12 protein-coding genes and 1 pseudogene are annotated in these 13,466 nt (G+C 61.2%); all 13 read left to right on the plus strand.

The features are described from left to right. Positions 1-26: 26 nt before the first annotated feature. A pseudogene (locus HJB82_RS31545) lies at positions 27-146 on the plus strand (four helix bundle protein); the annotation flags it as partial. A gap of 148 nt (positions 147-294) precedes the next feature. Continuing rightward, positions 295-1,485, plus strand: a complete 1,191-nt coding sequence (locus HJB82_RS09955; RefSeq protein ID WP_207583787.1) for an NADH-quinone oxidoreductase subunit D — start codon at positions 295-297, stop codon at positions 1,483-1,485. Then, positions 1,485-1,757 carry a hypothetical protein gene (locus tag HJB82_RS09960; protein ID WP_007626190.1) on the plus strand — a complete coding sequence of 91 codons (273 nt, stop codon included), beginning with the start codon at positions 1,485-1,487 and terminating at the stop codon, positions 1,755-1,757. The genes HJB82_RS09955 and HJB82_RS09960 overlap by 1 nt, the downstream gene beginning before the upstream one ends. A 16-nt stretch (positions 1,758-1,773) precedes the next feature. After that, entirely contained in the window at positions 1,774-2,943 is a 1,170-nt protein-coding gene (locus HJB82_RS09965) for an NADH-quinone oxidoreductase subunit E (protein ID WP_207583788.1), read from the plus strand. An 11-nt stretch (positions 2,944-2,954) separates the two neighbouring features. Then, the gene (gene nuoF / locus HJB82_RS09970) at positions 2,955-4,259 is read left to right on the plus strand and encodes an NADH-quinone oxidoreductase subunit NuoF (RefSeq protein ID WP_003573907.1); all 1,305 of its coding nucleotides are present in this window, start codon (positions 2,955-2,957) and stop codon (positions 4,257-4,259) included. 2 nt (positions 4,260-4,261) lie between these two features. Then, positions 4,262-4,960 (plus strand): 5' DNA nuclease, encoded by a 699-nt coding sequence (locus HJB82_RS09975; protein ID WP_221115189.1) that lies wholly within the window; start codon positions 4,262-4,264, stop codon positions 4,958-4,960. Between the two features lie 223 nt (positions 4,961-5,183). Next, positions 5,184-7,265, plus strand: coding sequence for an NADH-quinone oxidoreductase subunit NuoG (gene nuoG / locus HJB82_RS09980; protein WP_221139888.1), 2,082 nt, complete (start codon positions 5,184-5,186; stop codon positions 7,263-7,265). A gap of 12 nt (positions 7,266-7,277) precedes the next feature. Next, entirely contained in the window at positions 7,278-8,321 is a 1,044-nt protein-coding gene (gene nuoH, locus HJB82_RS09985; protein ID WP_207583791.1) for an NADH-quinone oxidoreductase subunit NuoH, read from the plus strand. Positions 8,322-8,361: 40 nt separating this feature from the next. Then, complete coding sequence (nuoI, locus tag HJB82_RS09990; RefSeq protein ID WP_164008961.1) at positions 8,362-8,853, plus strand: NADH-quinone oxidoreductase subunit NuoI; 492 nt, start codon at positions 8,362-8,364, stop codon at positions 8,851-8,853. A gap of 143 nt (positions 8,854-8,996) precedes the next feature. Next, positions 8,997-9,611, plus strand: coding sequence for an NADH-quinone oxidoreductase subunit J (locus tag HJB82_RS09995; RefSeq protein ID WP_207583792.1), 615 nt, complete (start codon positions 8,997-8,999; stop codon positions 9,609-9,611). Between the two features lie 22 nt (positions 9,612-9,633). After that, the gene (gene nuoK / locus HJB82_RS10000) at positions 9,634-9,942 is read left to right on the plus strand and encodes an NADH-quinone oxidoreductase subunit NuoK (protein ID WP_003547388.1); all 309 of its coding nucleotides are present in this window, start codon (positions 9,634-9,636) and stop codon (positions 9,940-9,942) included. 7 nt (positions 9,943-9,949) lie between these two features. Beyond that, complete coding sequence (gene nuoL, locus HJB82_RS10005) at positions 9,950-11,950, plus strand: NADH-quinone oxidoreductase subunit L (RefSeq protein WP_221139889.1); 2,001 nt, start codon at positions 9,950-9,952, stop codon at positions 11,948-11,950. Next, entirely contained in the window at positions 11,950-13,461 is a 1,512-nt protein-coding gene (locus HJB82_RS10010) for an NADH-quinone oxidoreductase subunit M (protein ID WP_207583794.1), read from the plus strand. The genes nuoL and HJB82_RS10010 overlap by 1 nt, the downstream gene beginning before the upstream one ends. Positions 13,462-13,466 lie beyond the last annotated feature (5 nt).

Here is a 13,466-nt window from a genome sequence, read left to right on the forward strand (position 1 = left end):
CAGATATTTGGGTGACGAACGGGAAAATCAGCTCCTATCGTGATTTGAAAGTCTGGCAATTTGCTATCGAGCGATCTGTTGTTTGTTATGAGGTGACGAGAACCTTCCCGCGGGAAGAGATCTATGGAATGACCAGCCAGATTAGAACGAATTGCTCGACCGATGCGACGAAATTGGAAAGATGCTGGGATCGCTTATCCGAAGCGTTCAGCACAGGAAAGCTGACGAATAGTGAGCGGATGAAAACTAACTACTACTCACTAATCACTACTCACTCTAAGCGAGTTAATCGCCATGACCGAACATAACGTCCGCAACTTCAACATCAATTTCGGACCGCAGCATCCGGCGGCGCATGGCGTTCTTCGTCTTGTCCTGGAGCTTGACGGCGAAATTGTGGAGCGGGTTGATCCGCATATCGGCCTGCTGCACCGCGGCACCGAGAAGCTGATCGAGACCAAGACCTATCTTCAGGCCTTGCCCTATTTCGATCGGCTCGATTACGTCGCGCCGATGAACCAGGAACATGCCTATGCGATGGCTGTGGAAAAACTGCTCGGCATCGACATCCCGATCCGCGGCCAGCTGATTCGCGTCCTCTATTCGGAAATCGGCCGTATCCTCTCGCATCTGCTGAACGTCACGACGCAGGCCATGGACGTCGGCGCGCTGACGCCGCCGCTCTGGGGCTTCGAAGAGCGTGAAAAGCTGATGGTGTTTTATGAGCGCGCCAGTGGCTCGCGCATGCATGCCGCATATATCCGTCCGGGCGGCGTTCATCAGGACCTGCCGGAACAGCTCGTCCAGGATATCGGCGACTGGTGCGACCCGTTCCTGAAGGCGCTCGACGACATCGACAATCTGTTGACCGGCAACCGCATCTTCAAGCAGCGCAACGTCGATATCGGCGTCGTCTCGCTGGAGGATTGCTGGGCCTGGGGCTTCTCCGGCGTCATGGTGCGCGGTTCGGGCGCTGCCTGGGACCTGCGTCGCGCCCAGCCTTACGAATGTTATTCCGATCTCGAATTCGACATTCCGATTGGCAAGAACGGCGATAATTATGACCGCTACCTGATCCGCATGATCGAGATGCGCGAATCGGTCCGCATCATGAAGCAGTGCGTCAATCGCCTGCTGTCGGATGCCAAGACCGGTCCTTTCTCGTCGATCGACGGCAAGGTCGTGCCGCCGAAGCGCGGTGAGATGAAGCGCTCGATGGAAGCGCTGATCCACCACTTCAAGCTCTATACCGAAGGCTACCATGTGCCGGCCGGCGAGGTTTACGCCGCCGTCGAGGCGCCGAAGGGCGAGTTCGGCGTCTATCTCGTCTCCGACGGCTCCAACAAGCCGTATCGCTGCAAGATCCGCGCTCCGGGTTATGCGCATCTGCAGGCGATGGACTTCATGTGCCGCGGCCACCAGCTTGCCGACGTCGCGGCCGTGCTCGGCTCGCTCGACATCGTCTTCGGCGAGGTGGACCGCTGATGCAGCGTCTGCCGCTTGCCGTCGCCCTTCTTCTTGCGGCATCCGGGGTTTCGGCCCAGGAGACCGATACGCTCGGCACGCCGCTGGGTCGTAAGGAAGTGACGCCGCCGGCGGCGCAAACGTCCATGGGCGATCTTTTGTCCAAGGGCTATCAGATCAAGGCTGCCATTCCGAATGGCGGCAAATTCGTAGTGTTTATGCAGAAAGACCAGTCGGCCTATGCCTGCGAAATGCAGTCTTTGACCGCTTCGCGGTGTGGAACCCTAAACTGACAAGGCGTGAGGAAGAATGTCCGTTCGTCGATTAGCCGAAGATCAATTTCAGCCTGCCGCATTCGCTTTCAGCGATGAAAATGCGGTCTGGGCGGACAAGACGATCCAGAAATACCCCGCCGGCCGCCAGCAATCGGCGGTCATCCCGCTGTTGATGCGGGCGCAGGAGCAGGATGGCTGGGTCACGCGCGCGGCGATCGAAAAGATCGCCGACATGCTCGACATGGCCTATATCCGCGTGCTCGAGGTCGCGACCTTCTATACGCAGTTCCAGCTGCATCCCGTCGGCACCCGCGCCCACGTCCAGGTCTGCGGCACGACGCCCTGCATGCTACGCGGCTCGGAAGCGCTGATGTCGGTCTGCAAGAGCAAGATCCACGCCCATGCCTTCGAGCGCAATGCCGAGGGAACACTGTCCTGGGAAGAGGTCGAATGTCTTGGCGCCTGCGTCAACGCCCCCATGGTGATGATCGGCAAGGACACCTATGAAGACCTGACGCCGGCGCGCCTCGAAGAGATCATCGATACCTTTGCCGCCGGCAATGGCGCGAGCATTAAGCCGGGCACCCAGATCGACCGGGTATTTTCGGCGCCGGAAGGCGGCTTGACCTCGCTGACGACGGCAGAGCCGAAGACAAGGACGCGCGCCAAGAAGGCCGATGCCGAAAGCGTGTCGGCTCCGGTCGTCGACGCCGCTCCGATCCCGCCCTCCGAGGCCGCCCGCCCGAAGAGCACCGATGCCGAGACCAATGCCGCGCTGAAGACGCCGGCAACGGCGCCGAAGGCGGCTGCCAGGAATGCCAAGGCAGCCGAGCAGCAGCCGGTTTCCGGCACCGCGGCTGCCGAACCGGCGCCGGCACCCGCCGTCAAGGCCGAAGCCGCCCCGGCGGCAAAGCCAGCGCTCACCGACAAGAACCGTCCGGCCGGCATCGAAAAGCCCGCCGCATCGGATGATCTGAAGATGATCTCGGGCGTCGGCCCGAAGATCGAGGCGACGTTGAACGAGATCGGCATCTTCACCTTCTCGCAGGTCGCGGGCTGGAAGAAGGCCGAGCGCGAATGGGTCGACGGCTACCTGAACTTCCGCGGCCGCATCGAGCGTGACGACTGGGTCAAGCAGGCCAAGGCGCTCGCCAAGGGCGGCGAAGCGGAATATATCAAGGTCTTCGGCAAGAAGCCGCGGTAAAGAGGTGAAGCATGTTACAAGATAAAGACCGCATCTTTACCAACATCTACGGCCTCAAGGACAAGTCCCTGAAGGGCGCGATGAGCCGCGGCCACTGGGACGGCACCAAGCAGATACTCGAAAAGGGCCGCGATTGGATCATCAACGAGATGAAGGCGTCCGGCCTTCGCGGCCGCGGCGGCGCCGGATTCCCCACGGGTCTCAAATGGTCCTTCATGCCGAAGGAAAGCGACGGTCGCCCGCACTACCTCGTCGTCAATGCCGACGAATCGGAGCCCGGTACCTGCAAAGACCGCGACATCATGCGTCACGATCCGCATACGCTGATCGAAGGCTGCGTCATCGCCAGCTTCGCCATGGGCGCAAATGCGGCCTACATCTATGTGCGCGGCGAATATATCCGCGAGCGCGAAGCGCTGCAGGCGGCGATCGACGAATGTTATGATTATGGCCTGCTCGGCAAGAACAACAAGCTCGGCTGGGACATGGACATCTACGTCCATCACGGCGCCGGCGCCTATATCTGCGGCGAGGAAACAGCCCTCCTCGAAAGCCTCGAGGGCAAGAAGGGCCAGCCGCGCCTGAAGCCGCCTTTCCCGGCCAATATGGGCCTTTACGGTTGCCCGACGACGGTCAACAACGTCGAATCGATCGCCGTTGCGCCGACGATCCTGCGCCGCGGTGCCGGCTGGTTCTCGGCCATCGGCCGTCCGAACAATGTCGGCACCAAGCTGTTCATGCTCTCCGGCCACGTCAACAAGCCGTGCACGGTCGAAGAGGAAATGGGCATCACCTTCCGCGAACTGGTCGACCGCCATGCCGGCGGCATCCGCGGCGGCTGGGACAATCTGCTCGCCGTCATTCCGGGCGGAGCATCCTGCCCGATCGTTCCGGCCAAGGACATCATCGACTGCCCGATGGATTTCGACGGCCTGCGCGGCGTCGGCTCCTCCTTCGGCACGGCCGCCGCGATCGTCATGGACAAATCCACCGACGTGATCAAGGCGATCGCCCGTATCTCCGCCTTCTTCAAACACGAGAGCTGCGGCCAGTGCACGCCTTGCCGCGAAGGCACCGGCTGGATGTGGCGGGTGATGGAGCGCATGGCCAAGGGCAATGCCCAAAAGCGCGAGATCGACATGCTGTTCCAGGTGACCAAGCAGATCGAAGGCCACACCATCTGCGCGCTCGGCGACGCCGCCGCATGGCCGGTGCAGGGTCTGATCCGTAACTTCCGTCCCGAGATCGAAAAGCGCATCGACCAGTATACGGCAAGCGCCCTTGATCACGGCGCGGTTCTGGAGGCGGCTGAATAATCATGGCGGACAACGCATCGAAGAGTGGAAAGAAGGAAGACGCCGCCGATTTCGCGGCCGGCTTCGGCCGTCTTGCCGCCGAGATGCTGGAAAATGCGCGGGCAATGCCGATGCATCCGCTGATGGCGCATCCCGCCGCAGCCTTTGCCGCCGCAACAGCGATCGGCTTCGGTCTCTCGACCCAGATGGCGGGCGCCTTTTTCGGCGCCTTCCAGAGCGCGCTGGAAACGACCGGCAAGGTCGCGGCAGCGCTCGATGATACGCCGCCGGACGAGCCGATGCCCGCCGTCGATATCCGGCCGGAGAATATCCGCCCTGAGGTCAAGGCTGTGGTCAAGCCGGTGGCCGCGAACAAGCCGGCGGCGGAGACCAAGCCTGATGTCGAGAAGAAGACAAGGCCGAAACTGACTGTTGTAACACCGGTCAGCGAACCGGTCCCTGCCAGCCAGCCGGCTGTGAAGGCAAAACCGGCCCAGCGGGCGAAAAAGGTCGACGATCTGAAGCTGATCGCCGGCATCGGCCCGAAGCTGGAGCAGGTGCTGAACGACAGGGGCATTCGCAGCTTCGCCGAGATTGCTGCCTGGAGCACCGAGGACATCGCCCGGCTCGACGCCGAGCTTGGCGTCAACGGCCGCATCGACCGTGACGACTGGATCGGCCAGGCAAAAGTTCTGGCAGGGCGGGCGCGCCGAAGGAAATGAACTGTCCGGCCGTGCAATCGGCCGGAAATATGGGCAGATCGGCGGACGGGCGGGGGCCCCACGCCGCAGATGCCGGTGCGGGTTCCGGACCTGGAACGCGCGACAGAGAATTTGGGCGACATCAAATGTCGGCAGGACGAAAGATCCGGCTTGGCAATGAGAGTGTTGCAAAAATAGGTTTGTTTGCCGTCATCAGGCAAACGGGAAACAGGACTGAGCGACGATGGCAAAACTGAAGATTGACGGCAACGAAATCGAGGTTCCGGATCACTACACGCTGTTGCAGGCGTGCGAGGATGCCGGGGCCGAAGTTCCGCGCTTCTGCTTCCATGAGCGGCTGTCGGTTGCCGGCAATTGCCGCATGTGCCTTGTCGAGGTGAAGGGCGGCCCGCCGAAGCCCCAGGCTTCCTGCGCCATGAGCGTGCGCGACATCCGCGGCGGCCCGAACGGCGAACTGGCCGAGGTCTTCACCAACACCCCTATGGTCAAGAAGGCCCGCGAAGGTGTGATGGAATTCCTGCTGATCAACCATCCGCTTGATTGCCCGATCTGCGACCAGGGCGGCGAATGCGATCTGCAGGACCAGGCGATGGCCTTCGGCATCGACACTTCGCGTTACCAGGAAGACAAGCGCGCCGTCGAAGACAAGTATATCGGCCCGCTGGTCAAGACGGTGATGAACCGCTGCATCCATTGCACGCGCTGCGTCCGCTTCACCACCGAGGTCGCCGGCATTTCCGAACTCGGCCTGATCGGCCGGGGCGAGGATGCCGAGATCACCACCTATCTCGAACAGGCGATGACCTCCGAGCTGCAGGGCAACGTCGTCGACCTTTGCCCGGTCGGTGCACTCACCTCCAAGCCCTTCGCCTTCACCGCGCGCCCCTGGGAATTGAACAAGACCGAATCGATCGACGTCATGGATGCCGTCGGTTCGGCGATCCGCGTCGATACCCGTGGCCGCGAAGTCATGCGCGTCCTGCCGCGAGTCAACGAGGCGATCAATGAAGAGTGGATCTCCGACAAGAGCCGCTTCATCTGGGACGGCCTGAAGACCCAGCGCCTCGACCGGCCCTATGTCCGCCGCGACGGCCTCCTGCAGCCTGCCAGCTGGGCAGAAGCCTTCGGCGCCATCAAGGCTGGCGTTGCCGCCACCTCCGGCGACAAGATCGGCGCAATCGCCGGCGATCTTGCTTCCGTCGAGGAAATGTATGCGCTTTCCGAACTGGTGAAGTCGCTCGGCTCAACCAATCTCGACTGTCGCCAGGATGGGGCGGCGCTCGATCCGTCGCTCGGCCGCGCAAGCTATCTCTTCAACCCGACCATCTCGGGCATCGACCAGGCCGACGCGCTGCTGATCATCGGCGCCAATCCGCGCTTCGAGGCGGCAATCCTCAATACCCGCATCCGCAAGCGCTGGCGCCGCGGCAAGTTCCCGATCGGCGTGATCGGCGAGCCGAGCGAATTGCGCTACACCTATGACTATCTCGGCGGTGGTCCGGACACGCTGAAGGATCTGGTCGACGGCGGTCACGCCTTTGCCGAGGTCCTGAAGAACGCCGCCAAGCCGATGATCATCATCGGCCAGGGCGCGCTGTCACGCACCGATGGCGCCGGCGTACTCGCCAGTGCCGCCAAGCTTGCCGGTTCGGTCGGCGCGGTCGTTGAAGGCTGGAATGGCTTTGCCGTCCTCCATACGGCCGCCTCCCGTGTCGGCGGCCTCGACCTCGGTTTCGTGCCGGGTTCCAAGGGCGTCAATGCCGCCGAAATGCTGACGGCGATGGATGTGCTCTTCCTGCTCGGCGCCGACGAACTCGACTTCACCGCCAAGAAGGCCAAGCTCACCGTCTATATCGGCTCGCATGGCGATAACGGCGCGCATCATGCCGACGTCATCCTGCCGGCCGCAGCCTATACCGAAAAGTCCGGCACCTGGGTCAACACCGAAGGCCGCGTCCAGATGGGCAATCGTGCAGGCTTTGCACCGGGCGATGCCCGCGAAGACTGGGCGATCATCCGTGCCCTTTCCGACGTGCTCGGCAAGAAGCTTCCCTTCGATTCGCTCAGCGAATTGCGCGTCCGGCTCTATGCCGCTTTCCCGCATTTCGCCGCCATTGACGAGATCGCCGAAACCGATAGCGCCCAAATTGCCGCAGTTGCGAAAAAAGCCGGCAAGATGAACAAATCCGGGTTTGCGTCGCCGGTGAAAGACTTCTATTTGACGAACCCGATAGCGCGTGCCTCGGCTGTCATGGCGGAGTGCTCGGCATTGGCCCGCAACAACTTCAAAGTCGCGGCAGAGTAAGGGCAGGGGACTATGGATTCTTTCTTTTCGACCTATGTCTGGCCGGCGATCATCATGATCGGTCAGTCGCTGCTGCTTCTCGTCTGCCTGCTTATCTTCGTCGCCTATGTGCTGCTCGCCGACCGCAAGATCTGGGCGGCCGTGCAGCTGCGCCGCGGCCCGAACGTCGTCGGCCCCTTCGGCCTCTTCCAGTCCTTCGCCGACCTTCTGAAGTTCGTCTTCAAGGAGCCGGTCATTCCGGCTGGCGCCAACAAGGTGGTATTCCTGCTCGCCCCGCTGGTGACCGTGCTTCTGGCGCTTGCCACCTGGGCGGTGGTGCCGTTGGCTGATGGCTGGGTGATCGCCAACATCAATGTCGGCATCCTCTATATCTTCGCGATCTCCTCGCTCGAGGTCTACGGCATCATCATGGGCGGCTGGGCTTCGAACTCGAAGTATCCGTTCCTCGGCGCCCTGCGCTCGGCGGCACAAATGGTGTCCTATGAAGTCTCGATCGGCTTCGTCATCGTCACCGTGCTGCTCTGCGTCGGCTCGCTGAACCTGACCGACATCGTCAATGCGCAGCATACCGGCCTCGGCACCATGCTCGGCCTGCCGTCGTCGTTCCTCGACTGGCACTGGCTGTCGCTTTTCCCGATGTTCATCATCTTCTTCATTTCAGCACTTGCCGAGACGAACCGTCCGCCCTTCGACCTTCCGGAAGCCGAATCGGAACTCGTTGCCGGCTTCATGGTCGAATACGGCTCGTCGCCATACATGATGTTCATGCTCGGCGAATACGCGGCCGTCTGCCTGATGTGCTCGCTGACGACGATCCTCTTCCTCGGCGGCTGGTTGCCCCCGGTCGACATCTGGATCCTCAACTGGGTTCCGGGCATCATCTGGTTCATGCTGAAGGCCTGCTTCGTGTTCTTCATGTTCGCGATGGTCAAGGCTTTCGTCCCGCGCTACCGCTATGACCAGCTCATGCGCCTCGGTTGGAAGGTCTTCCTGCCGCTGTCGCTCGCCATGGTCGTCATCGTTGCATTCGTGCTGAAACTGATGGGTTGGGCATGATAATGTCAGCTCTCGTTTCCGGCAATATTGGAGGTTGAAGATGGCAAGCTTGTCCGGCTCCATCAGCTCGCTGTTTCTCAAGGAATTCGTCGGCGCGTTCTTTCTGTCGATGCGTTACTTCTTCCGCCAGAAGGCGACGATCAATTATCCCTTCGAAAAGGGCCCGGTCTCCCCGCGCTTTCGCGGCGAGCATGCGCTGCGCCGTTATCCGAACGGCGAAGAGCGCTGCATCGCCTGCAAGCTCTGCGAGGCGATCTGTCCTGCCCAGGCGATCACCATCGAAGCCGGTCCCCGCCGCAATGACGGCACCCGCCGCACGGTGCGTTACGACATCGACATGGTGAAGTGCATCTATTGCGGCTTCTGCCAGGAAGCCTGCCCGGTCGACGCCATCGTCGAAGGCCCGAATTTCGAATTCGCGACGGAAACCCGCGAAGAGCTTTATTTTGACAAGTCGCGGCTTCTGGATAACGGAGACCGGTGGGAGCGCGAAATCGCCCGCAACATCGCGATCGACTCGCCGTACCGCTGATCGAGTTTTTGAAATGCCGTAAGGGAGCTTAGCTGCTTCGGTCGCGGTCAATATGCACAGGAGCTTTGCCGGTCAGCCGCGCAAAACTCTATCGGGCAGAAAAACTCCCGGCTGCCCGGGGGGAAGATGAAAAAGGCACCAACATGGGTCTGCAGGCTCTATTTTTCTACCTTTTCGCCTTTGTCGCGGTGGCGTCGGCGTTCATGGTCATCTGGGCGAAGAACCCGGTTCACTCGGTTCTGTTCCTGATCCTGGTGTTCTTCAATGCGGCCGGCCTCTTCCTGCTGCTCGGTGCCGAATTCCTGGCGATGATCCTGCTCGTCGTCTATGTCGGCGCCGTTGCCGTGCTCTTCCTCTTCGTGGTGATGATGCTCGATATCGACTTCACCGAACTGAGGGCCGGCGTTCTCGAATATGCGCCGATCGGCGGGCTGATCGGGGTGATCCTCGCGGCCGAGCTGATCGTCGTCATTGGCGGCAGCGTCATCTCGCCCGAGATCGCCAAGACGGTCGCCATGCCGATCCCGGCGCTGACGGAACGCACCAATACGGCTGCCCTCGGCGACGTGCTCTACACCAACTACGTCTATTTCTTCCAGATCGCCGGTCTGGTGCTGCTGGTCGCCATGATCGGCGCGATCGTGCTGACGCTGAGGCACCGCACCAACATCAAGCGGCAGAATATTCCCAGGCAGGTTGCCCGCACACCCGCCACCGCCGTCGAGGTGGTTTCGGTCAAGCCCGGGCAGGGCGTTTAAGGCAGGTCAAGGAACAAAGAATATGGTCATCGGACTTTCCCACTACCTGACGGTCAGCGCCATCCTCTTCACGCTCGGCGTCTTCGGCATCTTCCTGAACCGGAAGAACGTCATCGTCATCCTGATGTCGATCGAGCTGATCCTGCTTGCTGTCAACATCAACATGGTCGCCTTTTCCTCCTTCCTGAACGACATCGTCGGCCAGGTCTTCGCGCTGTTCATCCTGACGGTCGCGGCTGCCGAAGCGGCGATCGGTCTTGCAATTCTCGTTGTCTTCTACCGCAACCGCGGCTCGATCGCGGTCGAAGACGTCAATATGATGAAGGGCTGAGTGGCTCATGTTCCTGTATAAGGCTATCGTCTTTCTTCCCTTGATCGGCGCGATCGTCGCCGGCCTTTTCGGCCGCGCCATCGGCGCCAAGGCTTCGGAATATGTCACCAGCGGCCTGATGATCATCGCCGCCATCCTGTCCTGGGTGGTGTTCTTCACCGTCGCCATGGGGCATCCCGAAGGCGGCCCGATCAAGGTCGAGGTGCTGCGCTGGATCCAGTCCGGCGGCATCGACGTCTTCTGGTCGCTGCGCGTGGATACGCTGACCTCCGTCATGCTGATCGTCGTCAACACGGTCTCGACGCTGGTTCACGTCTATTCGATCGGCTACATGCATACCGATCCGCATCGCCCGCGCTTCTTCGCCTATCTCTCGCTTTTCACCTTCGCCATGCTGATGCTGGTGACCGCCGATAACCTTGCCCAGATGTTCTTCGGCTGGGAAGGCGTCGGTCTCGCCTCCTACCTGCTGATCGGCTTCTGGTTCAAGAAGCCGTCGGCAACGGCTGCGGCGATGAAGGCCTTCATCGTCAACCGCGTCGGCGACTTCGGCTTCGTGCTCGGCATTGCCGGCGTCTTCGTGCTGTTCGGTTCTATCAATCTCGACACGATCTTCGCCAATGCCTCGAACTTCGCCCCGCATGAAGGCGGCGGCGAGGCGAGCGAAGTGATCCTCAACCTCTTCGGCATGCAACTCGACAAGGCGCATGCGCTGACCGGCATCTGCCTGCTGCTGTTCATGGGCGCGATGGGCAAGTCGGCGCAGTTCCTGCTGCACACCTGGCTGCCCGACGCCATGGAAGGCCCGACCCCGGTCTCGGCCCTCATCCATGCCGCCACCATGGTCACTGCCGGCGTCTTTCTCGTCGCCCGCATGTCGCCGCTCTTCGAACTGTCGCCGGATGCGCTCGTCGTCGTCACCGTCATCGGTGCGATCACCGCCTTCTTCGCGGCAACCGTCGGCCTGGTGCAGAACGACATCAAGCGCGTCATCGCCTATTCCACCTGTTCGCAGCTCGGCTACATGTTCGTGGCGCTCGGGGTAGGGGCCTACGGCGCGGCGATCTTCCATCTGTTCACGCATGCCTTCTTCAAAGCGCTGCTCTTCCTCTGCGCCGGCTCGGTCATCCATTCCGTCGATGGTGAGCAGGACATGCGTTACATGGGCGGCCTGTATCCGCATATCAAAGTTACCGGCATCCTGATGATCATCGGCACGCTGGCGATTACCGGCGTCGGCATTCCGTTCACGCCGATCGGCTTTGCCGGCTTCTTCTCCAAGGACGTGATCATCGAGGCGACCTATGCTTCGCATTCGCCGGTCGCAGGCTTTGCCTTTTCGCTGCTGGTCATCGCGGCTCTCTTCACCAGCTTCTATTCCTGGCGCCTGATCTTCATGACCTTCTTCGGCAAGCCGCGCGCTTCGCACGAGGTCATGCACCATGTCCACGAATCGCCGCAGGTCATGCTGGTGCCGCTCTATCTTCTGGCGATCGGCGCGGTGTTTGCCGGCGTGATCTTCGAAGGACGGTTCTACGGCGAGGAATATGCCGCGTTCTGGAAGGGCGCGCTGTTTACCGGGGCCGAGAACGAACTGGTCGAACAGTTCCATCACGTGCCGGCGCTCGTGGGCCTGAGCCCGTTCATCGCCATGCTGCTCGGCTTCGTCCTCGCCTGGTACATGTATATCCGTTCGCCGCAGACGCCGCGCACCCTCGCCAGGCAGCACCGCATTCTCTACCAGTTCCTGCTGAACAAGTGGTACTTCGACGAACTCTACGACTTCCTCTTCGTCCGCACGGCCAAGGCGCTCGGCCGCTTCCTGTGGAAGAAGGGTGACGTCGGCGTCATCGACACCTATGGCCCGAACGGCGTTGCCGCCCGCGTCGTCGCCGTCACCGACCGCGTCGTCCGCCTGCAGACCGGTTACCTCTACCACTATGCCTTCGCCATGCTGATCGGCATTGCGGCGCTTGTTACCTGGATGATGCTCGGGAGTTCCTTCTGATGACCGATTGGCCTATTCTTTCAACGGTCACCTTTCTGCCGCTCGTCGGCGTGGTGCTCCTGCTATTGATGAACGGCGAAAGCGAAACCGGCCGGAAGAACGTGCTGTGGATCTCGCTGATCACCACCGTCTTCACCTTCGTCGTCTCGCTTCTCATCTGGACTGGTTTCGACAATGCCAATCCGGGTTTCCAGATGCTCGAAAAGCATGACTGGCTCGGCACCGGCATCGGCTACCATCTGGGCGTCGACGGCATCTCGATGCTGTTCGTCATCCTGTCGACCTTCCTGATGCCCTTCTGCGTGCTGGCGAGCTGGCTCTCGATCGAGAAGCGCCTGAAGGAATATATGATCGCCTTCCTCATCCTCGAAACGATGATGGTCGGTGTTTTCGTCTCGCTCGATATCGTGCTCTTCTACGTCTTCTTCGAGGCGGGCCTCATTCCGATGTTCCTGATCATCGGCGTCTGGGGTGGCAAGGACCGTGTCTACGCGAGCTACAAGTTCTTCCTCTATACGCTGCTCGGCTCGGTGCTGATGCTGCTCGCCATCATGGCGATGTACTGGCAGGCCGGCACGACCGACATCACCGCGCTGCTCGCTTATAAATTTCCGCCGGCGCTGCAGACCTGGTTATGGCTTGCCTTCTTTGCCTCCTTCGCGGTGAAAATGCCGATGTGGCCGGTTCATACCTGGCTTCCGGATGCCCACGTTCAGGCGCCGACGGCAGGCTCGGTGATCCTGGCCGGCGTGCTGTTGAAGCTCGGCGGCTACGGTCTGATCCGCTTCTCGCTCGGCATGTTCCCGGTCGCGTCCGACTATTTCGCGCCGTTCGTCTTCGCCCTGTCGGTCATTGCGATCATCTATACCTCGCTGGTGGCGATGATGCAGGACGATATCAAGAAGCTGATCGCCTATTCCTCGGTGGCCCACATGGGCTACGTGACGATGGGCATCTTTGCCGCCAACATGCAGGGCGTTCAGGGTTCGATCTTCCAGATGCTGTCGCACGGCATCGTCTCCGGCGCGCTCTTCCTCTGCGTCGGCGTCGTCTACGACCGCACTCACACCCGCGAGATCAACGCCTATGGCGGTCTCGTCAACAACATGCCGAAATATGCCGTGGCGATGATGGTCTTCACCATGGCCAATGTCGGACTTCCCGGCACTTCGGGCTTCGTCGGCGAATTTCTGACGTTGATCGGCGTCTTCCGGGTCAACACTTGGGTCGCGCTGTTTGCCGCCACCGGCGTCATCCTCTCGGCCGCCTATGCACTCTGGCTTTATCGCCGGGTGATCTTCGGCGCGCTGGAGAAGGAAAAGCTGAAGGCGCTGCTCGATCTTTCCAGACGCGAGCAGCTGATCCTCTACCCGCTGGTCGCGCTGACCATCTTCTTCGGCGTTTACCCGGCTCCGGTCTTCGATGCGACGGCCGCCTCGGTGGATCTGCTGGTCAACAACTACACGGCCGCCGTGCACGCAGCGCAGAACATTGCGCTGTCTATGAATTGATGACG

Origin of the sequence: Rhizobium sp. NZLR10, from assembly GCF_019685125.1 — a bacterium.
Taxonomy (GTDB): Bacteria; Pseudomonadota; Alphaproteobacteria; order Rhizobiales; family Rhizobiaceae; genus Rhizobium.